General features: G+C 68.0%; 19 protein-coding genes and 1 pseudogene. 14 read left to right on the top strand and 6 right to left on the bottom strand.

What is annotated here, in order from left to right; translation table 11 throughout:
- The first annotated feature begins 8 nt into the window (after positions 1-8).
- Positions 9-1,151: a glycosyl hydrolase gene (locus EV192_RS29465; RefSeq protein ID WP_165960660.1), complete on the top strand. Its 1,143-nt coding sequence runs from the start codon at positions 9-11 to the stop codon at positions 1,149-1,151.
- Here EV192_RS29465 and EV192_RS29460 read toward each other — a convergent pair.
- Positions 1,148-2,059, bottom strand: a complete 912-nt coding sequence (locus tag EV192_RS29460) for a LysR family transcriptional regulator (protein WP_132121078.1) — start codon at positions 2,057-2,059, stop codon at positions 1,148-1,150. The genes EV192_RS29465 and EV192_RS29460 overlap by 4 nt on opposite strands.
- Positions 2,060-2,130: 71 nt before the next feature.
- Between EV192_RS29460 and EV192_RS29455 the strand changes: the two genes are divergently transcribed.
- Genes EV192_RS29455 through EV192_RS29440 form a run of 4 tightly spaced genes read left to right on the top strand, consistent with a single transcriptional unit; the run spans position 2,131 to position 5,925 of the window.
- Positions 2,131-2,832: a succinate dehydrogenase cytochrome b subunit gene (locus EV192_RS29455; RefSeq protein WP_132121076.1), complete on the top strand. Its 702-nt coding sequence runs from the start codon at positions 2,131-2,133 to the stop codon at positions 2,830-2,832.
- Between the two features lie 2 nt (positions 2,833-2,834).
- Positions 2,835-4,748 (top strand): fumarate reductase/succinate dehydrogenase flavoprotein subunit, encoded by a 1,914-nt coding sequence (locus EV192_RS29450; protein ID WP_132121074.1) that lies wholly within the window; start codon positions 2,835-2,837, stop codon positions 4,746-4,748.
- Positions 4,745-5,482, top strand: a complete 738-nt coding sequence (locus EV192_RS29445; protein ID WP_132121072.1) for a succinate dehydrogenase/fumarate reductase iron-sulfur subunit — start codon at positions 4,745-4,747, stop codon at positions 5,480-5,482. The genes EV192_RS29450 and EV192_RS29445 overlap by 4 nt, the downstream gene beginning before the upstream one ends.
- A 47-nt stretch (positions 5,483-5,529) precedes the next feature.
- Complete coding sequence (locus EV192_RS29440; RefSeq protein WP_132121070.1) at positions 5,530-5,925, top strand: hypothetical protein; 396 nt, start codon at positions 5,530-5,532, stop codon at positions 5,923-5,925.
- Here the strand turns inward: EV192_RS29440 and EV192_RS57460 are convergent.
- Positions 5,891-6,331 carry a transposase gene (locus EV192_RS57460; protein WP_424923399.1) on the bottom strand — a complete coding sequence of 147 codons (441 nt, stop codon included), beginning with the start codon at positions 6,329-6,331 and terminating at the stop codon, positions 5,891-5,893. The genes EV192_RS29440 and EV192_RS57460 overlap by 35 nt on opposite strands.
- Before the next feature lie 455 nt (positions 6,332-6,786).
- Here EV192_RS57460 and EV192_RS29430 point away from each other — a divergent pair, with 455 nt between their 5' ends.
- Positions 6,787-7,572: an arginase family protein gene (locus EV192_RS29430; protein ID WP_132121068.1), complete on the top strand. Its 786-nt coding sequence runs from the start codon at positions 6,787-6,789 to the stop codon at positions 7,570-7,572.
- Here the strand turns inward: EV192_RS29430 and EV192_RS29425 are convergent.
- Positions 7,533-8,870: a 6-phospho-beta-glucosidase gene (locus EV192_RS29425; RefSeq protein ID WP_132121066.1), complete on the bottom strand. Its 1,338-nt coding sequence runs from the start codon at positions 8,868-8,870 to the stop codon at positions 7,533-7,535. The two genes, EV192_RS29430 and EV192_RS29425, sit on opposite strands and share 40 nt — an antisense overlap.
- A 34-nt stretch (positions 8,871-8,904) precedes the next feature.
- Positions 8,905-9,657 carry a DeoR/GlpR family DNA-binding transcription regulator gene (locus EV192_RS29420; RefSeq protein WP_132121064.1) on the bottom strand — a complete coding sequence of 251 codons (753 nt, stop codon included), beginning with the start codon at positions 9,655-9,657 and terminating at the stop codon, positions 8,905-8,907.
- A gap of 95 nt (positions 9,658-9,752) precedes the next feature.
- Between EV192_RS29420 and EV192_RS29415 the strand changes: the two genes are divergently transcribed.
- The 6 genes from EV192_RS29415 (at position 9,753) to EV192_RS29390 (ending at position 17,577) form a co-directional block, all read left to right on the top strand.
- Entirely contained in the window at positions 9,753-10,799 is a 1,047-nt protein-coding gene (locus tag EV192_RS29415; protein ID WP_132121062.1) for a carbohydrate kinase family protein, read from the top strand.
- On the top strand, positions 10,796-12,121 hold the full coding sequence (locus EV192_RS29410; RefSeq protein WP_132121060.1) for an extracellular solute-binding protein: 1,326 nt from the start codon (positions 10,796-10,798) through the stop codon (positions 12,119-12,121). The genes EV192_RS29415 and EV192_RS29410 overlap by 4 nt, the downstream gene beginning before the upstream one ends.
- A gap of 55 nt (positions 12,122-12,176) precedes the next feature.
- A complete protein-coding gene (locus EV192_RS29405; RefSeq protein WP_243727129.1) occupies positions 12,177-13,031 on the top strand; it encodes a carbohydrate ABC transporter permease in 855 nt (284 codons plus the stop codon).
- Complete coding sequence (locus tag EV192_RS29400; RefSeq protein WP_132121056.1) at positions 13,028-13,831, top strand: carbohydrate ABC transporter permease; 804 nt, start codon at positions 13,028-13,030, stop codon at positions 13,829-13,831. The genes EV192_RS29405 and EV192_RS29400 overlap by 4 nt, the downstream gene beginning before the upstream one ends.
- 9 nt (positions 13,832-13,840) lie before the next feature.
- The gene (locus tag EV192_RS29395; protein ID WP_132121054.1) at positions 13,841-16,279 is read left to right on the top strand and encodes a sugar-binding protein; all 2,439 of its coding nucleotides are present in this window, start codon (positions 13,841-13,843) and stop codon (positions 16,277-16,279) included.
- 395 nt (positions 16,280-16,674) lie between these two features.
- On the top strand, positions 16,675-17,577 hold the full coding sequence (locus EV192_RS29390) for a LysR family transcriptional regulator (protein WP_132121052.1): 903 nt from the start codon (positions 16,675-16,677) through the stop codon (positions 17,575-17,577).
- Positions 17,578-17,663: 86 nt separating this feature from the next.
- Here EV192_RS29390 and EV192_RS29385 read toward each other — a convergent pair whose 3' ends face one another.
- The gene (locus tag EV192_RS29385; RefSeq protein WP_132121050.1) at positions 17,664-18,452 is read right to left on the bottom strand and encodes a hypothetical protein; all 789 of its coding nucleotides are present in this window, start codon (positions 18,450-18,452) and stop codon (positions 17,664-17,666) included.
- A gap of 65 nt (positions 18,453-18,517) precedes the next feature.
- Here EV192_RS29385 and EV192_RS29380 point away from each other — a divergent pair.
- A pseudogene (locus EV192_RS29380) lies at positions 18,518-18,844 on the top strand (hypothetical protein); the annotation flags it as partial.
- A 79-nt stretch (positions 18,845-18,923) separates the two neighbouring features.
- Here the strand turns inward: EV192_RS29380 and EV192_RS29375 are convergent.
- A complete protein-coding gene (locus EV192_RS29375; RefSeq protein WP_132121048.1) occupies positions 18,924-20,150 on the bottom strand; it encodes a tyrosine-type recombinase/integrase in 1,227 nt (408 codons plus the stop codon).
- A 105-nt stretch (positions 20,151-20,255) separates the two neighbouring features.
- On the opposite strand from EV192_RS29375, the gene EV192_RS29370 reads away from it, so the two are divergent.
- Positions 20,256-20,792, top strand: a complete 537-nt coding sequence (locus tag EV192_RS29370) for a hypothetical protein (protein ID WP_132121046.1) — start codon at positions 20,256-20,258, stop codon at positions 20,790-20,792.
- Positions 20,793-20,954 lie beyond the last annotated feature (162 nt).

Genomic DNA, 20,954 nt, shown 5'->3' with positions numbered 1-20,954 from the left:
TGGTCGGCATGCCCAGGGTCGATCGCCGGACAGTGCTGCGCGCGGTGGCGGGTGCAGCACTCACCGCGGGATGCAGCACCGGCACACAGGCACCTTTCGGGCCCACCGGGATCCCGACGTTGGAGCCGTCGGTGCCGAGGACGTCGGCGCGCCAGCCCAGCGGCCCCAGCGACCCGCAGGCCAGCCAGGACGCGCGCAAGTTGTTGGCGTGGCTGACCGGGTTGCCGCAGCGGGACGCCAAGCGGGTCGTGTCCGGCCAGCAGATCGGGCCGGAGGCGCGAGCCGACTACGACCGGATGTTCGTGGGGCTGGCCCGCCGGACCGGGCACCGGCCCGCGCTGATCGGCGTCAGCTACGACGGCTACTGGAAGGACGGCATCGTCCCGGTCCTGATCGACCACTGGCGGTCCGGTGGGGTGGTCGCGATGGACCTGCACCTGCCGAACCCGTTCCTGGCCAAAGTGGACCCGGAGGCGTACCGGATCGATTCGGCGGTCTCGAAGCCGGATCTGACCGCGTTGCTCGCGGACGCGAAGCCGAGCGACGCCCGTACCCGCTGGCGCACGAACCTGGACAAGCTCGCGGACGTGTTCGAGGAGCTGTCGGACGCCGGGGTCACAGTGATCTTCCGGCCGTTGCACGAGGCGAACGGCCTGTGGTTCTGGTGGGGTCACGACATGAAGACCCAGAACAGCGCGTCCAAGGAGCTGTACCGGGACATCCACGACCACATGACGAAGACCCGCAAGCTGCACAACATCCTGTGGGGGTTCGCGCCGGCGAAGCCGTGGAACGCGCCGCGGATGAAGTACTACCCGGGTGACGACATGATCGACATCATGGGTCCGACGATCTACGAGAACACGATCCGGTTCGGCCTGCGGGACCAGACCGACGACATCAGCGACATGCTCGCGGCCGCGCGGCCGATGGCGCTGCTCGAACTGGGGTCGATCGAGCCGTACGACGGCAGTTGGGACACGGCCGGGATCATTGAGACGATCCGGACCAGGTACCCGTTCCTGACGATGTTCAACTGCTGGCGCAGCTGGCCGGGGGTGAAGATGTCGCTCGTCGACGTCAGCAACGCGGACAAGCTGATGAACGACCCGTGGATCGTCAGCGCGGAGAACATCGACTGGCGGACTTAGGCAATACTCCTCAAGTATTCCACGAGAATGTCGCTGAACGCCTGGGCGGCGTTCGTGGGCGGGACGTCCGTGCGGTGTGCCAGGGCGACGGTTCGGCGCAGGCCGGGTGGCGCGATGGGCGTGCCGCGCAGACCGGGGCGGCCGGCGAGCACCATGCTCGGCACGATCGCGACGCCCAGCCCGACTTCGACGAACCGCAGCACGGCGTCCATCTCACCGCCTTCCACCGCGAGCTTCGGCTCGTATCCGACGGCCCGGCACGCTTGCAGGGTGGTTTCCCGCAGGTCGTAGCCCTGCCGGAACATCACCATCGGCCGGTCGCGCAGGTCGATCAGCCGGGTCGACGGCCGGTTCACCGGCGCCGGCCGGTCCGCGGCGGACGCCACCACCAAGTCCTCTTCCAGCACGACCTTCGCGGTCAGCGCCGGGTCCGTGCCCTCGGGCGGGACGATGATCAACGCCAGCTCCAGCGATCCACGCAACAGGGCCTTGGCGAGGTCCCGGGAGCCGCCTTCCTCCACCACCAGTCGGATTCCGGGGTACGCGTCGTGGAACCGGCGCAGCACGTCGGCGAACACGCTGACACACAGGCTGGGCGTGGCGCCGACCCGGACCCGGCCGCGCTTGAGGCCGACCAGTTCCCCGACTTCGAGCCGCGCGGTGTCCACATCGGCCAGAATCCGGCGGGCGATCGGCACCAGCGCCTCGCCGGCCGGGGTGAGCGTGATGTTGCCGCGCGCCCGGCTGAACAGCGGCGCGCCCAGTTCGCTCTCCAGGCTGTGGATCTGCTTGGACAGTGAGGGCTGTGCCACACGTGTCAGCTCCGCGGCCCTGGTGAAGTGCCTCGCTTCGGCGACCGCCAAGAAGTACCTGAGCTGCTGCAAGGTGAGCCGATCGACCCGTTCCATAGCTCCAGGCTATCTGATCGAGTGTTTCGATATATTGGACGACTCGTGAATCGGGTGTCTTACTGGGCAACGTGACAGTGCTTGAGGCGGCTCGCCGCAGCGCACCAGGGCGGATCTGGTCGTCGACCATCGGCAAGAAGGCCGTGATGGGCGTCACCGGGCTGGCCATGTTCCTGTACGTGGTGGCGCACATGCTGGGGAACCTGAAGATCTTCTTCGGGCGGTCCAGTATCGACGGTTACGCCCAGTGGTTGCGCACGATCTTCGAAGGCGCGTTGGGGCACGCCGGCTTCATCTGGGTGATGCGACTCGGCCTGGTGCTGTGCGTGGCCCTGCACATGGCGGCCGCCATCCAGTTGGCTCGGCGGGCGCACCGCGCCCGCCCGGCCGGCTACCAGCACCGCCGCAAGGTCCAGGGCAGCTACGCGGCCCGCACAATGCGTTGGGGCGGCGTGATCCTGGCCCTGTTCGTGATCTACCACATCCTTGACCTGACCGTCGGTGTGCTGAACCCGAACGGCGTCGAAGGCGCGGTGTACGACAACATCGCCGCCGACTTTCGGCGCTGGTACGTGACGTTGTTCTACACCGCGGCCGTTGTTTCGCTGGGATTCCATATCCGGCACGGATTCTGGAGCGCGCTGCAGAGCCTGGGGGCGTCCAGTGCCGCCCGGCAACGCGCGTTGCAGACGTTGTCGTTCGGGGTCGCGTTCCTCATCACAGTGGGATTCCTGTCCGTGCCGTTCGCCGTGCTGACCGGATTGGTGGCGTAGACATGCTGTACACGACCGGTACCCCGATCTCCGATCCCAAGACCCCGGCCGGGCCGATCGAGAACCGCTGGGCACAACGGAAGTTCACCGCCCGGCTGGTGAATCCGGCGAACCGGCGGAAGCTGACCGTGATCGTGGTCGGCACCGGTCTCGCGGGCGGCGCGGCCGCGGCGACCCTGGGCGAGTTGGGCTACAACGTCCTGTCGTTCTGCTATCAGGACAGTCCGCGCCGCGCGCACAGCATCGCCGCGCAGGGCGGGATCAACGCGGCGAAGAACTACCGCAACGACGGTGACAGCGTGCACCGCCTGTTCTACGACACGGTCAAAGGCGGCGACTTCCGGTCCCGTGAGTCCAATGTGCACCGATTGGCTGAGGTCAGCCTGCAGATCATCGACCAGTGCGTGGCCCAGGGCGTGCCGTTCGCGCGCGAATACGGCGGCCTGCTCGACACACGTTCTTTCGGCGGAGCGCAGGTTTCCCGCACTTTTTACGCCCGCGGCCAGACTGGGCAGCAATTGTTGCTGGGCGCGTATCAGGCGATGGCCCGCCAGATCCACGCCGGCACGGTCCGGATGCACCCGCGGACGGAGATGCTGGACTTGGTGGTCTCGGACGGTCGTGCCCGCGGGATCGTGGCCCGTGACCTGGTCACCGGCGAAGTCGCCACGTACCTGGCGGACGCGGTCGTCCTGGCGACCGGCGGCTACGGGAACGTCTTCCACCTGTCGACGAACGCCAAGGGCTGCAACACGACCGCGATCTGGCGGGCGCACCGCCGCGGCGCGTTGTTCGCCAACCCGTGCTTCACCCAGATCCACCCGACGTGCATCCCGGTCAGCGGCCGGCACCAGTCGAAGCTGACCCTGATGAGCGAGTCACTGCGCAACGACGGCCGCGTCTGGGTGCCCAAGGCGAAGCACGACACCCGATCGCCGAACCTGATCCCTGAGGGGGACCGCGACTACTACCTCGAACGCATGTACCCGAGTTTCGGCAACCTCGTGCCCAGGGACATCGCGTCCCGTGCGGCCAAGAACATCTGCGACGCGGGCTACGGCGTCGGCCCCGGCGGCCTCGGTGTGTATCTCGACTTCGCGGACGCGATCGCGCGCGTAGGCAAGGACGCGGTGTCGGCGAAGTACGGGAACTTGTTCGAGATGTACCAGAAGATCACCGGCGAGGACCCGTACCAGGTGCCGATGCGGATCTACCCGGCCGTGCACTACACCATGGGTGGCCTGTGGGTGGACTACGACCTGCAGAGCACGATCCCCGGCCTGTTCGTCATCGGTGAGGCCAACTTCTCCGACCATGGCGCCAACCGCCTTGGCGCGTCCGCGCTCATGCAGGGACTGGCCGACGGCTACTTCGTGCTGCCCGCCACCATCGGCGACTACCTGGCCGACGGCCCGTTCGGCCCGGTCACCGGCGCGGCCGAGGTGGAGCAGGAGGTGAAGGACCGAGTGGCCCGGCTACTGGCCGTCAACGGGGACCGGTCACCGGACGACTTCCACCGTGAGCTGGGCCAGCTGATGTGGGACCACTGCGGGATGGAGCGCACGGAAACAGGTCTGCTCAAGGCGCTGGAACGGATCGCCGCGTTGCGCGAGGAATTCTGGCGCCGGGTCCGTGTGCTAGGCGACAGCGAAACGCTGAACCAGTCGCTGGAGAAAGCCGGCCGGGTCGCGGACTTCCTCGAACTGGCCGCACTTGTGTGCGTCGACGCCCTGCATCGCACCGAATCCTGCGGCGGCCACTTCCGTGCCGAGTCCCAGACCCCCGAAGGGGAAGCCCGCCGCGACGACGCCCGGTTCAGCTATGTGGCGGCCTGGGAGTACGCGTCACCGCCCGTGCTGCACCGCGAGGACCTGCGTTTCGATCACGTCACCCCGAGCCAACGGAGCTACAAGTGAAGTTCACCCTGCGCGTCTGGCGCCAGGACAACCAGTTCGACCGGGGCCGCCTGGTGATGTACGTGGTGGACGACATCACACCGGACATGTCGTTCCTGGAGATGCTGGACGTCCTCAACGAACGCCTGATCGCCTCCGGAGAGGAACCCATCGCGTTCGACCACGACTGCCGCGAAGGAATCTGCGGCATGTGCGGCATGATGATCAACGGTGTCGCACACGGCCCGGCCAAGGCGACCACCACATGCCAGCTGCACATGCGTGACTTCTCGGAGAACGAGCCGATCGTCATCGAACCATGGCGGGCCCGCCCGTTCCCCGTGGTCAAGGACCTGGTCGTGGACCGGTCGGCCTTCGACCGGATCATCGAGTCCGGCGGCTACATCACGGCCCCCACCGGCAGCGCCCCGGACGCCAACGCGGTACCCGTGCCGAAACCCGACGCGGACCTCGCATTCGAGGCAGCCGCCTGCATCGGCTGCGGCGCCTGCGTCGCCGCATGCCCCAACGGCTCCGCCATGCTGTTCACCGCCGCCAAGACCACCCACCTCGGCCTGCTACCGCAAGGCCAACCCGAACGCCCGGCCCGCGCCCTCGCCATGGTCGAAACCCACGACGCCCTGGGCTTCGGCGGCTGCACCAACTCGGGGGAATGCACCGCCGTATGTCCAAAAGGGATTCCCCTGGCGGCGATCGCCCAACTGAACCGGGACGTGTTGAAAGCCTCCCTGTGAGAGTTCTCTAGTCCCACGGACCGCCACCGGTGGGGCATCCTGGGCTCATGCGTCCGCACGACGTCGAAGTCGGCCAAACCTACCGGGTCCGGGTGACCCCACAGGACAACCCGGCCCAACTACTCACCGGTGACCCCCAACGAACCGAACTGGACCTGGTCGTCTTCACCTGGCTGAACGACGCGGAGAACGAATTCGACCTCACCATCACCGCGACCGGCCAAACCCTCGGATACGAACCGGCGGTCACCGGAATCTGGGTCTCGGAAACCTCAAGAGTGACCACCCCCCTCCCACCCGAAGCCGCAGAACGCCTGGGCCTCCCCCAAACCGTGAACTACATAGTGGAAGGAGTCCTGAAAGACGCGGTAACCGGAAAGATAGTGAGCCGCCCCACAGACCACACCCTCACAGTGCCCTGCCGCTGGCTCCGCCCCCTATGACACCGTTAACAGCGATCCACGTGGCTGGAGTCCCGGCAAGCCGGCCATTCCCAGCGTAGGTCGCCAACTTTCGATGGTGGTGCGCGGGGTCGTCTGCGATCAGCGTCAGGTGGAGTTGAGCGTGAATCAGTGAGGTCCGCCCGTGGGTGCAGGGTTCCACGCCTGCGCTGTTGCGGTGCCGTAGAGCCGGGTCTGTGGTCACCATGTGCTCGGCGCCCCAAGTCGCCGGGTCGCCGAGGACGAACTCGCCGCCATGTTTGGGTGGGCGTCCACAGATCGGGTTGTAGATCCGTGGCGGAGTCTGGCGGCGCAGCACTCGGTCCGAGCGCGTGCGCACGAGGATCTGTGCCGGCAGGTCGGCGAGGAGGTGGGCGATGCGCCGCGCGCCGTGGCCCGCGTCCAGCACCAGCAGGATCTCGGCGTCGCCCTTGCGGCACCGGTCAGCGCGATCAGCCGTTCGACCCACGTCGAGCAGGGCCCGTCCAGGAGGTCGTCCGCACCTGGTCGATTGTCGATCCGCCCGTTGGTCACCGCGTCGTACAAGTAGCTATGACCCCGCCGGTGCTACGGCACCAGCGGCAAATCCCCACCAGCGTGCGCACAGGGCTGTCCGTGCACAGCACCGCGTCGGCCAACTCGAACGGCCCGCCCGCCGAGTCAGGCATCGGTAGAACTCACGGCGAAACTCGGACAACCGCGCCAGCGCCCAGCGAAAGTTCCAGCGGCGACTGCGGAATGCCAGCTGGGTTGCCCTGGCTGAGGTGTTTCGCTGTGATGCCGAACCGAGTGATGCTGAACCGAACGGTGATCGAGGACTGTATTCCGTCGCGATTTCGAGGGGTTGGCGCCTAGCATCCGTGCATGGCGATCATCTCTGTGCCCTTCCACCAGGATGAACAGCTGCGTGAGGGCACCATTCCGTTGTCCAGTGAGGCCACGTTGATCACGCCGGAACTGCCCGGCACGTCGTTGTGGGATCGTCTGGCGACGCTGTACTCCGCGGTGGCGTCGGCGGTCAGCACGGAGATCGAGGCCAGTGCCACCGCCACTGTCGTTTCGGGGGACTGCATGGTGGCGCTTGGTGTTGTGGCCGGCGTTCAGCGTGCGGGGACCGACCCGTCGATCATCTGGTTCGACGCGCACGGTGATGTGCACACCATGGCTTCTTCCACGTCCGGCTATATCGGTGGCATGGCTTTGCGCATGGTTCTTGGCGGCGACTATTCACTTGTCGGGGAACGGATCGGTCTTCGTCCGCTGGCCGAAAGTCGGGCGGTGCTGGTTGACGCCCGTGACCTCGACCCGGCAGAAGCCGACTACCTGGCGGCGGCCGAGATCACCCGGTGTCCGGTCGATGACGTCAGGATTCCTGACGGCCCACTGGTGCTGCACGTGGACATCGACGTCATCGACGCGGGTGACGTGCCCGGCTTGCTCTTCCCCGTGTCCAATGGTCCTTCTACATCCTCCGTTCTCGACGCGATCCGTCGAATCATCGCGACCGGCAACGTGGTCGCGCTCGATCTCGCGTTCACCTGGCACTCCGCGCCCGAGCACCATGACTTGCACGCCGACCTGGTCCGTACCTTGGTGGGCTGGGGTGCGTCTCAGGCGAATTCCGCGAGTTCGGGGAACTCGGAGACGTAGCCGTCCAGGGTTTGGGCGGCGGCCGCGACCGAGTCCGCTAAGGGGTGGCTGGCGATCGCGAACAGGGCGTCGGAACGGCTGCGTCGGGTGGCCGCCCGGATCGTCGCCTGCTCGGTGGCCTTCACCTGGAGCATCAGGCCGAGGCTGTGCGGATCCAGCGGCCGGGTGCCCAGTGGTCGCGGGCCGTTCGCGTCCACGAAACACGGCACTTCCACCACGGCGTCGTCCGCGAGCCCGGACACCACACCTCGGTTGCGCACGTTGAGGATCAACGTTGCCGAACTGTTGCCCGCGATGGAGTTCATCAGGCCCAACGCGACCTGCTCGTAGCCGCCACCGTCCATGTCGCATGCTGACCGCGCACCTGTCCCGGCGATGGCCCGCGCCTCACGCTGGTACGTCTGCTCACGTTCCGACCGCGTCTCGCGCCACAGGTGCAACGCGGCCGACGGATCCTCGTCGATTCGCTCGTAGAACGTCCGCTGCTGGCTGCGCAGGAACTCGCCGCGGGTGGTCTCCTGCGACCGCATCTGCTCCAGCGTCTCGCGGGCGAAGTAGTAGTAGTGCAGGTATTCGTTCGGCACCGTGCGCAATGTCCGCAGCCACTGCGCGCCGAACAGTTTCCCCTCTTCGAACGAAGTCAGCGCGTCCTCGTTCTCGAACAACGCTGGCAACCGGTCCCGGCCGTCCACCATGACAGACCGCAGCCAGCCCAAGTGGTTCAACCCGACGTAGTCGAACGACGCCCGCTCCGCGGGCACGCCCAGCGCCGCCGCGACCCGTCGGCACAGCCCCACCGGGGAGTCGCAGATCCCGATCACCCGGTCGCCCAGCACCGCGGACATCGCCTCGGTCACCATGCCCGCCGGGTTGGTGAAGTTGATGACCCACGCGTCCGGCGCCGCCTTCGCCACCTGCGCGGCGATGTCCAGCGCGACCGGCACCGTCCGCAGCCCGTAGCAGATCCCGCCCGGTCCCACCGTCTCCTGCCCGATGAGCCCGTGCCGCAACGGAATCCGCTCATCGACACTGCGTCCGTGCAACCCGCCGACCCGAATCGCGGAGAACACCATGTCCGCCCCTGGCAATGCCTCCGCCAGGCTCGTCACCGTCCGAACCCGCGGCGCCCACGTCGCCCCGTGCGCCAGTTGGTCGAGGACGGCCTCGATGGCCCGCAGCCGCTGGATGTCGACGTCGTGCAGGACGAGTTCGTCCACCAGCCGGTCCGGATCGGCCAGCAGGCTCTCGTACACGAGCGGCACGCGGAACCCGCCCCCGCCGAGGACCACGAGCTTCACGGGATCACCCCGGCACTCCGAATGGCCACCAGGTTCATGCCTGGATCACCTCTACCCCCGCCTCCTTCATGGCCGTGAGCGTCTCCTTGTCCGCGCCCACGTTGGTCACCACTTTGTCGATCTCCTCCGGACCGCAGATCCGGGCCAGCCCGCCGCCCGGGAACTTGCCCTCGTCCGCGACCAGTACCACTTCGTCGGCCGCCGCCAACATGGCCCGTTTCAACGGCACTTCCACCACCGTGTCGTCGATGATCGAGCCGTCGGCCCGGACGCCGCACGCGCCGAGGAACAGCCGGTCCGCCCTTACCTGGCGTAACGCGTCCTCGGTCAGGAACCCCACCATGGACCGGTAGTTACGCCGGACCATCCCACCGAGCAGGATCAGCTCGACCGCCTCGTCCCTGGCGAGCTCGTCGTACACCGCCAGGTTGCTGGTGATCACGGTGATCGCCCGGCCGTGCAGATGCGTCGCCAGCTTGTGTGTGGTCGTGCCTATGTCGAGCAGTACCGACTCGCCGTCCCGGATCATCGCGGCGGCCGTCGCGGCCACTGTGTCCTTCGCTCCCGTGTCCTCTTTCGACACATGGTCGAAGGCGCGCTCCTCACCTTCGATCAGGATCGCCCCTCCGTGTACGCGCGTGAGCACGCCTTCGCCTTCCAGCCAGATCAGGTCACGGCGAATGGTCGCCGGGCTGGTGCCGAGTTGGTGGCACAGCGCGGTGACCGAGGCCGAGCCATCCTTGGCCAGGCTCTGCAGGATCTCTGCGTGGCGTCGTTGCGGAAGCACGTCTCGACAATATCATTCATTTTCGTTCACGCAACTTGCCAAAAGTCTTCACAAGGGTGCAGACTCGGGTCCAGCGACGATTGGGGGTCGAGCTCGTGTCAACGGAGCCACAACCAGGGCCTGACCTGGACATACTGTTGTCCGGCACGGTGTTCCTGGACATCATCTTCACCGGCCTGGCGCACCTGCCAGAGCCAGGGACGGAGGTATGGGCCACCGGCCTCGGTTCCAGTCCCGGTGGGATCGCGAACCTGGCGGTGGCGCTGTCCCGGCTGCAGCTGAGAACCGGCCTGGCCGCCGCGTTCGGGGAGGACGCGTACGGCGACTTCTGCTGGGATGTGCTCGCCAACCAGGAAGGCGTGGATCTCAGCCACTCCAGACGGTTCTACGGCTGGCATTCGCCGTTGACCGTGTCCATGGCGATCAACAAGGACCGAAGCATGGTCACGCACGGCCACGCGTCCCCGGTCTGCGCGGACGAACTGCTCGATCCGCCGCCGCGGACCAGAGCATGTTTCGTACACGTCGACATGCACGCGGACAAGTGGGTGCGGGCCGCGAAGCAGCAGGGTGCGCTGCTGTTCGCGGACGTGGGCTGGGATCCGACCGAGCGCTGGGAGCCGTCGATGCTGCGCGAGCTGCTCGACGGGTACGACGTGTTCCTGCCCAACAGCGTCGAGGCGACCGGCTACACCCGCAACGAGGACCCGCGGAAAGCCGCGGCCGCGCTCGCCGAGATCGTCCCGGTCGTGGTGGTGACCAGAGGCGGCAACGGCGCGTACGCGATCGACGCGAACACGGGTGAGGAAGCGGAGGTGCGCGGCCTGAACGTGGCGTCGCTCGACCCGACCGGAGCCGGCGACGTGTTCGGGGCCGGGTTCGTGCTGGGGACACTGGCCGGCTGGCCGCTGACCGACCGGGTGCATTTCGCAAACCTTTGCGCGGCGCTGTCCGTGCAGCATTTCGGCGGTTCCCAGTCGGCGCCGGGGTGGGGGGACATCGCGGCGTGGTGGCGGCTGGTCGGCCGCCGGGACGAGCGCGAACTGCGGGGCTACACCTTCCTCAACGACCTGCTGCCCAGCCACACCGACACCCAGGTCCGCCGAGCGAGTGCGACCATCGGATTGCGAGGAATCTCGTGAAACTCATCGCTGTGCTTGTCGTGCTGGTGCTCGCCGCCTGCGCGCCGGGCTCCGCCAACAAGCCCGCGCCGCAGCAGCCGGCCGGCGACGTGAAGACCGACGTCGCCGCGATGGGTCAGGTCACGTTGACCGTGTGGGACCAGGAGACCCGCGGCGGTCAGGAGGCCCAGATCACCGAGCTGAACAAGCGGTTCCAGGCCAAGTATCCGAACGTGAAGATCAACCGCGTGGCGCGGTCGTTCGACGACCTGCGCAGCACCATCAAGCTCGGCCTGACCGGCACCGACGCGCCGGACGTCGCCGAGGTCAACAACGGCAAGCAGGACATGGGCGCGTTCGTCAAGGCCAACCTGATCCGGCCGTTGGACGGCTACGCGGCCGCTTACCAGTGGACGCAACGGTTCCCGGACTCGGTTCGCAAGCTCGCGAGCTATCCGGACACCGGTGACTCGCTCGGCGAGGGCAAGCTGTACGGCGTGCCGCAGACCGGTGAGCTGGTCGGGATCTACTACAACAAGGCCAAACTCACGCAGCTCGGGCTGCAGCCGCCGAAGACGTGGGCGGACTTCGACGCGGCACTGGCCGCGGCCAGGAACGCCGGCCAGGTGCCGATCCAGTTCGGCAACCTGGAGAAGAGCGCGGGACCGTACCTGTTCGCGCTGGCCATGCACAGGTTCGGCGACCCGGCCGCCGAGACCAAGCTGGCCACCGGCCGGGCGGACGCGACCTGGCCGGTGGACGCCAACAAGGCCGCCGCCCGCCAGGTCGTCGACTGGGTCGACAAGGGCTACCTGACCACCGGGTTCGCCGGTCTGAAAGGCGACGACTCGTGGGCCAAGTTCGGCGCCGGCGAAGGCGTGTTCCACCTGGACGGCACGTGGATCGTCGCCGATCTCAAGCAGGCGATGGGCGACAATGTCGGCTTCATGCTGCCGCCGGAGAAGGACGGCCACGCGACGGTCACCGGCGGCACGGGCCTGCCCTGGGCGATCAGCGCCAAGTCGAAGAACCCGGACGCGGCAGCCGCGTACATCAACTTCATCACCAGCTCGGAGGCGATGAAGGTGCTGGCGGACAACGGAAATCTGCCCGTCCTGGAGGCCGGCACCCAGTCCGCCAACGGGCTGCAGAAGGACGCGTTCGACAGCTGGCAGCGCGCGTCGACCTCGCCCGCTCTCGTGCCGTACCTCGACTACGCCACCTCGAACGCGTACGAGGTGATCTCCGGGGCGACGGAGCAGCTGATGGCCAAACAGCTTGACGTGGATGCCTTCCTCGGCAAGCTGCAGGCAGACCTGGAAGCCAGCCGTGGCGGCCACTGACGTGCGACCGAGGGCGGCGGCAGTCGCCGTCGCCAGTCGGCGACCCGGACGGGGAGTGGGTGAGCCGCGCCGGGTCGGCTACCTGTACGTCCTGCCGGCCCTGCTGGTTTACGGAGCGTTCCTGCTCTTTCCGTTGCTGCACAGCGGATGGCTGTCGCTGTTCGACTGGGACGGGCTGTCCGTGGGCGCGTTCGCCGGGCTGGACAACTACGGCAAGCTGTTCGCCGAGGAGGGCGCGGGTGCGGCCTTCGGGCACGTGGCGGTGCTGCTGATCTTCTTCGCGGTGCTGCCGGTGCTCATCGGGCTCGTCCTCGCCACCGCCCTGCATCGGGTGAAGGTGCGTGGCCTCCCGTTCTTCCGGACGGCCTTGTTCCTGCCCCAGGTGGTGGCCATGGTGGTGGTCGCCGTGGCATGGCAACGGATCTTCGCGCCGGACGGCGTGCTGAACCAGATCCTCGGCACGCCGGGCAAGCCGTGGCTGGGCGATTCCGGCACGGCCCTGCTCGCCGTCGGGATCGTGGGCACGTGGGTGCAGACCGGGCTGGCCATGGTGTTGTTCCTCGGCGGGATCGGCAAGATCTCCGCGGACCTGTTCGACGCCGCCCGGCTCGACGGGGCCGGGCCGGCGGGGGAGTTCCGCGGGGTGATCCTGCCGGCGCTGCGCGGGGAGATCGGCGTGGCGCTGACGCTGACCGTGATCGCCGCGCTGCGCACGTTCGACCTGGTGTACATGATGACCCCGCTGGGCGGCCCCGGCGGCTCGACGACCGTGCCCGCGTACGAGATCTACCAGCGGGCGTTCCACAGTGGACAGGTCGGCTCGGCAGCGGCGATCGGGGTGGTGATCACCGTGCTGGCGTTCGCCGTCACGTACGTGATCACCCGCGTCGCCGGCAGGGAGGCGACATGACCAGCAGGTTCGAGCGGGCCGGCACGTATCTCGTGCTCGGTGTGTTCACGGTCTTCGCGCTGTATCCGATGCTGTCCATCCTCGGCGCCGCCCTGCGGTCGGAGGTCGCCGGGCAAGGTGGGATCCACTGGGAGAACTTCGGCAAAGCGTGGACTGAGGCACGGTTCGGCAGCTACCTGCTGTCCAGCGCGGTCGTCAGCGTCAGCGTGGTCGTGTTGACGGTCCTGCTGTCGGTGATGGCCGCGTACGCGTTCGGCACCATGCGGTTCCGTGGCCGGGACGCCCTGTTCTACCTGATGCTGTTGGGATTGACCGTGCCTGGTGAGGCGGTCGTGGTGCCGTTGTACTTCGACCTGCGCGACCTCGGGCTGACCGACACGTACGCGTCGCTGATCTTCCCGCAGGTCGCGCAGTCGGTGGCGTTCGGCGCGTTCTGGATGCGCACGTACTTCCGGTCGACGTCGAGAGGGGTCGTCGAAGCGGCCCGGCTGGACGGCGCCGGGCACTGGCAGACCTTGTGGCGGATCCTGGTGCCGATGGGCCGGCCGGCGCTCGTCACCCTGATCGTGCTGGTGTTCATGTGGACGTGGAACGAGTTCCTGCTGGCCAGGGTGATGATCACCAGCGAGGCGCTGCGGACGGCGCCGTTGGGCCTGCAGTTCTTCTCCGGACGGTCCACCACGAGTGTCCCGTTGCTCGCGGCCGCGTCCGTCCTGGTCGCGTTACCCGTGGTGGCGCTTTACCTGTTTCTGCAAAGGCATTTCATCCGAGGAATGGTGGACGGTTCCGTCAAGGGCTAGGAGGTAGCAGTGCGCTGGGTGGGCCTGTTGTCCCTCATTGTGGCTATTGCTGGTTTGGGGGTTCCCGCGCAAGCGGAGGAACGTGGTCGTGCTGATCTGGATGTGCTGTTCGTGGGCGCGCATCCGGACGATGAGTCGTCCGCGTTGTCCACGTTCGGGCAGTTCCATGTCCGAACCGGGGTCGTCACGGTCACCCGTGGCGAAGGCGGTGGCAACGCGGTCGGTCCCGAGGAAGGCCCGGACCTCGGCCGGATCCGGGAGGCGGAGGAACGCCGAGCGGTCGGCAAGGCCGGCATCACCGACGTGTTCAACCTGGACAAGGCGGACTTCTACTACACCGTGAGTTCCCCGCTGACCGAGCAGGCGTGGGGCGCGCGGGAGACGTTGGGCAAGGTGGTCCGCGTGATCCGGCAGACCCGGCCGAAGATCGTGGTCACCATGGATCCCGCGCCGACCCCGGGCAACCATGGCAACCACCAGTACGCCGCGCGCCTCGCGATCGAGGCGTACCAGGCGGCGGCGGACCCGAACGCCTTCCCTGAGCAGCGACTGCGCCCGTGGGCGGTGTCGCGGCTGTTCACCAGTGGACTGGACGGCACGTCGCAGGCGGGCCCCGGCTGCGTGTCCCAGTTCACCCAGAACGAACCGACCGCCCGGGTGTGGGGCGTGTGGTCGGGTGAGCCGGCGTACGACGGTATGACGTGGGCCCAGGTCGAGATCGTCGCGCAGCGCGAGTACGCTAGTCAGGGCTGGGCCAACTTCCGTGACGCGCCAACGGATCCGGCTAAGCTCCGTTGCGACTACTTCACCCAGGTGGCCAGCCGGGTGCCGTACCGCGCGGACCATCGAGGGCCGCGCGGGATGCTTGAGGGCGCCGTCGTTCCCGGTGATTTCCCGTTGGGGACCAAGGTGTCCGCCGAGCCGTCGCGGTACGCGGTGGCAGCGGGCGACCAGGTGCGGATCAAGGTGTCGTCGTCGGCCCACGGCCGGGTGAGCCTGAACGCACCGGCCGGCTGGGTGGTCAACGGCGACGTCGTCCAGGCGCCGGCCGACGCGGCGCCCGGCAAGGTCCGGATCGGTGTGGCCGTCAACGGCCGCCCCGCGACCGAGGCGCTCGTGGAGGTCGTGCCGGCGCTGTCCGGGCGGCAGCAGCCGTTGCCACAAGTCGCGCAGTACCAGAACTGGGCGCGGGGCATCGGCCATCCGGAGATCGCGGGCAAGGTGGCGCCGGTGCTGACGCTGCCATCCGGTGGTAGCCGGGACGTGGACATCACGGTCACCAACCAGAGCGCCGCGGCCAAGGACGGCACGGTTTCGTTGACCATGCCGCCGGGGTTCGACGCGGGACCAGGCAAGTCGTTCCCGCAGATCGCTCCGGGCGCGAGCGCGACGGTCCGGTTCTCCGTACGGAACACGGACTCCGCGTTGGCGACTGGGAAACGTGGCGGTGACTACCGGTATGCCATCAACGTTCCCGGCAACACGTCGTACGCCGCACTGGAACTCGTGCCCACCACGACGATTCCGCAAGCGACGGTCGCGCCGGCCGTGGACGCGGCGGCGGGTCCCGGCGAGTACCCAGGGCCTGACCTGGACGTTTCGCCACAGTGGGAAGGCGACCTCTGTTCGTCGCCCGCTGACTGCTCGGCGACCGCGAAGGTGTCCTGGCGCGACGACACCCTGTTCGCGTTGGTCACCGTGACAGATGACGTGCTTGGCACCCGGCTGGACCGGACGGACTGCAAGCGGCACTGGCGGACTGACTCGGTCGAACTGACCCTCGACCCGCGCGGCCACTCGGAGAACACGTCGACAACATACAAACTCGGCGTGCTCCCGGTGACCGCGGAAGGCCCGCCATGTGTGGAGCGGGACGCCGACAACCACCAGGGCGACGCGCCCGGGGTGCGCGTGGCGTCCAAGATCACCGGATCGGGGTACGTGGTGGAGGTCGCCATCCCGATGGCCGAACTGCCCGGCGCGGTCGACCCGGCCGACCTGGGACTCAACATCCTGGTGTACGACTCGGACACGCAGGACAAGACCGGGCAGACCCGGATCGGCTGGTCCACCTGGAACGGTGTGCAAGGCGATCCGTACCGCTGGGGCCGGGCCACAGTGGCCGGCTACACGCCGCCGGCGGGACGTTCGGTCGACCCGCCCGCGCCGGTGTTGCCGTTGGACGCCTTGGCGTCCGTCGATTCGCCACAGTCCATCGCGCAGTCCGTGCGGCTGGGTCTCGCGCCTGGGGCCGCGGCAGCCGCGCGGCCGATCGCGGTCTGGCATGGATTCCTCCACACGAGTGAAGCGGGTACGGCGTACGTGTACGCGGACGGACACCGGTCGGTGCTGCAGGTCTTACCTGGAGTGACCCGGTTGCCCAGTGGCCACTTACTGGTCGGGTTCGTCAACGGGCGTGGCCAGACCGCGGCGGCCGAATCACGCTAAGGGCGGTAGTTTTTCGCCCTGCGCTACGCGACCGTAGGAGTTCGCGTTTCTCCGTGGATGGGGTGCTCGATGACCGCGTTACCCGGCCAGCGCATGCGCTACTGCGGCAAGTGCGTGTCCGGCGAACACGAAGTGGGAATCGACACCTGGGAAACCCGGCACTGTCGGCTGCAACGCGAGTGTTGTCGGTGCGATTGCGACTGTCCGTACTCCAGGGTTCTGGTCGAGGAACCCCGGTGTGTCCGGCGTCGGGCTTGGCGCCGGTGGCCGGCGGCGAAACGCCAGCCGCGTGGCTGGGCTCAGCGTTACGTCCGCGAAGTGATGGGGCCACCTATCCTGTCACCGGAGGAGTACCTCAACCGGTGACGTGAACCGGTTGGTCATACCCTTCGGCTATGACTCCGGACCTGGCGTCGTTGCGCCTGCTGGTGCTGGTCGGGGAACTGGGCAGCATCGGCAGGGCGGCGGCCACTCTGGGAATCGCCCAGCCGTCGGCGAGCAAACGGCTCGCGGCCCTGGAACGCCGCTTCGGCCTGGCGCTGGTGGACCGGACGAGACGTGGTTCGGCGCTGACGCCGGACGGTCGGGTGGTGACCGACTGGGCCAGGCGGGTCCTGGACGAACTCAACGTCCTGGTCACCGGTGCCGAGGCGCTGCGGACCCGCCGCCAGGCGGAGCTGCGGGTGGCGGCGAGTCTGACAGTCGCCGAACACCTCGTGCCCGGGTGGATCGGCGAACTGCGCCGGGCCCGGCCGGATGTGTACGTCGGCCTGATGGTGACGAACTCCAGCATCGTCTGTGACCTGGTCCGCGGCGGTGACGTGGATCTGGGCTTCGTCGAGTCGCCGACGGTCCCGACCGAACTGTCCGCCCGCCGGGTGGCGTCGGACCGGCTCGCCGTGGTGGTCCCGCCGGGTCACCCATGGGTGCGCAGGCGGCGCCCGTTGGCCGCGGCGGACCTCGCGGCGGCCCCGCTTGTCGTCCGGGAACACGGTTCCGGCACGCGGGAAACCCTGGAACGGGCACTGCGTCAGGCGAAAGTGGGCCAGCTGCGGCCGTTGGCCGAGTTCGGTTCGACCACGGCGGTGCGCAGCGCGGTTGTCGAGGGTGCCGGCCCGGCTGTCCTGAGCGTGCTCGCGGTCGACTCGGACCTGGCCGAGGGGCGGCTGGTGGAGGTCGCGGTCGACGATCTGGATCTGCGTCGCCAGTTGCGCGCTGTGTGGCCGGGTGGGCGGCGGCTGATCGGCACGGCCGCCGAATTGCTGGCCATCGCCCTACGCGGCGGCCGCGGCACCTGACAGGGGATCCCGACGACGCCTGTCCGGCCGAGACTGGCGTGACCGCGCAATTGGGCGGGCTCTCATCCTGCACACCGCTGGCGAGGTCAGTTGACGGGTATCGGTCGATTGGCGCCGTCGACCAGCACGCGGTCGCCCAGTGGTCGGGCGAGGGTGATGTCGAAGGGTGCGAGGGTCGAAGTCGCTGGGGCGCAACCCGTTGCGTGTTCCGGGACGGCGGTGACCATGACCGAGGTGTCGGACTCGCGGGCTTCGCCGTGGTAGGCGGGCGGCGGTTTGCCTCGGCAGGGTTCGTGCGGGTGGGGCAGCGTCACGGTGATCTTCAGACCGTCCACCTTGGTGACCCGGATACCTGACGGTCGCGACTCGGGCGACGGGACCTTGTCGAAACGCCAGAAGACGCTGGGATCCAACGCCGGCCAGACAAGCGGCTCGGCGCTGTCCTGGGTGTGGAACAGCCAGGCCGGGAGGGTGAGCGGGCCGCGGTCGGTGTCGAACTGGGCCGCGCCGAAGTCGACTCGGGTGACTCGCAACGGAGGGGATTTCGTTTGGGCGAGCATCGCGCGTAGTGCGGTGCTCGCGTCGATCGTGGGCAGGACCGCCATTCCGTCCCAGAGTCGCACGTTCGCGGTGGGCGCGATCGAAGGCGGGTCGGTCTCGAAGGTCGACGACCTGCCGGCGTCGGCGGACCGTCCGTCGACGCGGTGGGCCCGGGGCATGGTGTGGAGCAGGACGATCGGGCGTGGTTTGCGGCCGACCGGGAACCCGGCCCAGGCGTCGGGGGAGCGCGGGGCGGAGGTCGGCTTGGTCGGCTGGGGCCGGGTGGTGGCGCACCCCGCCAGTACCAAGAGGACCACCAGCCACACTGCTCGCATGCCCACCCCCGCGGATCAACGCGTTTTCCTCCTGGACGCGTCACCGTCCGGATAGGTTGTGGGGAATGAGGTGGTTGAGGCGTCGATCCGAGCCGGTGGCCGGGCCGGACCCGGCCGCGTTGGCGGTCGAGTTCTGGCAGGGCTGGACGGACCTGCTGCCGTCGGTGAGCGCGGCGTTGGGCGACGCCGAGCCGAACCGGGTCGAGAACGACCTGTGTGACCTGGTCGCGCGGCTGCATCCGGACCTGCACTTCGCGCTGGAACGGGGCCAGCGGGCGATCTACGCGCTGGTCGTCTCGGGTCAGGAGGACCCTGAGCTGCGGCCGTTCACCGACGCGTGGATCGAGGCGGCTCCGCCGGAGAACGCGATCTGGGAGTACCACGACTCGGTACTTCTGGTGCTCTGACCTGAGGTTTCTCAGATTTCACTGGTTTTCACGATGATCCACGTTTTGTCACTGTTGTGGCTGGTCAGCCGACATCTTCCCCGTCTGGGATTTCACTGTCTTTCACTGGCTGTACTTCGGGGTCTGCCCCACGTGCTGCCCCACGGTGCCCCTCGATGACTGTCAGCGGTGTGGCCTCGCCGAGTGCGGCCAAGGTCCGGGCCCGTGCCGCGGCGGTGACCTGCACATACTTGGTCGTCTGCTTGACGTCGCTGTGGCCGCCCTGCGCCGCCATGGCGAACGGGTCCAGGCCACCCTCGGCGAGCCGGGTGAACCAGCCGCGGCGGCCAGCGTAGGCGGTCTGCCGGGTCACCTTGGCCTTGGTGGAGGCGTTCGTGATGTGATCGCTGAGGGTCTTGGGGCTCATCACCCGGCCGCGGATGGTGAGGAACACCAGCGGGCTGTGGCAGGCGGTGCCATCGGAGTGTGTCTGGCCGCAGCCGGCCGTAGGGTCGCGGTCACCCAGTCGCCGGCGGACGATCTCCATGGCCTTGCTGGACAGGGCGACTTTGCGGACGTCGTAGTCTTTCGGGCACGGCTTGATCAGCCGCCGGCGGGTCACGAACACCTCGACTACCTCCAGCCACCCGGTGTCGAAGTCGATCCGGTCGGCGTGCAGGCCGCACAGTTCACCGGGCCGCAACCCGGTTTCCAGCATGAAGGCGACCGCGTCCCGGTAGTCCTCGCGCAGGAACGCGCCCATTTTCGCCGCGCGGGACACCGAGATGTACGCGCGGGGTTTGTCCGGTCGTTTGGGCAGCTTGATGCCCACGCACGGCGACGCGTCCAGGACCTCCTCGTCCACCGCCCTCTTGATCGACCACTTGAACAGCCCGAAGACCCGGTGCACGTACTCCGGCGACATGCGTGGCCGGACCTTCAACTCCTCCTCCTCGACCCACTTTTTCACCAGCTTGTGTCTGATCTTGTTCAACGGGACGTTGCCCCACTTGGGGCGCAGTTGAGCGCTCACGATGTTCCGTACAACGCGCGCGGTGTCGGTGTCACCGTCGGTCGTCTTGGCGTCGCCGATCGCGTCCCACCACTCGCCCCAGGTGACGCTCGCCAGGAGCCGGTCCTCGTCCACCGCGGCCCGGCGGCGAGCCTGGACCTCGCATTCCTGCGCGACGTCTTTGGCGTCCTTTTTCCGTTCGTATCCGCGGCCGCCGTCAGTGACGTAGAGCTTGCGGCCGTCGGGGTTCCGGTACCCCCCACGGAACCGCCCACTGGACATCTTCTCCGCCCAGGCCATAGGCGTTCACTCCTCTTTCGTGTGTCGTTGCCGTACGAGTGGCGACGTCAACTCACCGGCAAGGGGACCGGCGGGGGCGGCAGTTCGAGGGGCAGCGTCGTTGCCGTGGGAGACGAACTGGGCTGGCCGCCGGCAATCACCGTGCCCGTTGGCGTACCGGAACCAGCCGCGGTGGTCCTCGGGCGGTTCGGCCTGTTCGCCCGCGGCGTACCGGCCCTCAGGGACGCTGTGATCGTCGTGGTGACCGCCATCGGCGCCGCTGGCACTGAAGCCGACGCCGAGTTCACGGTGGGCGGTGCTGGCTGCTGCGCGGTCACCACGACCATCGTCACGGTGCCGCGGCCATCCGTGTCAGTCGCGGCAGGCGGCGTCGACGAAGGACTCGAGTCGTCGCTTGGAGGGATTGGCGCGGCGATGATCGGTGCGGCTGGGTGGTATGCGAGGCCGACTATCCCAACGCCGGCGAGCGCGACGCACGCCACCACGGCCGCGATGACCGCCATGGGCTTGGATGGGCGACGCAACCGACGGCCGAGCTGTGTCACTGTGGCCAATTTGGACGGTCTCACCGGCTCGGGCTCAGCGATCGTCTCCGCTTCGGTGAGAACGAGGTCGATCAGCTTCATGTCCGCGTCGATGTAGCGCCGGATCTGACGGACTTGCAAGGCGACAACCGCCACCCCGACCACAACCACAATTGACAGAATGAAGATCATGAGCATTGCTCCAGGGTGAACAGAGCCACGCATGGTGGCATCTTCAATCGAATGGTTTAACCCATTCGTGTGTTTGTCCGCTACCCCC

It is taken from the genome of Actinocrispum wychmicini, from assembly GCF_004345645.1.
Lineage (GTDB): Bacteria > Actinomycetota > Actinomycetes > Mycobacteriales > Pseudonocardiaceae > Kibdelosporangium > Kibdelosporangium wychmicini.
Note: the sequence above shows the minus strand (reverse complement) of the source record. Positions and strands in the feature narration are given on the sequence as shown.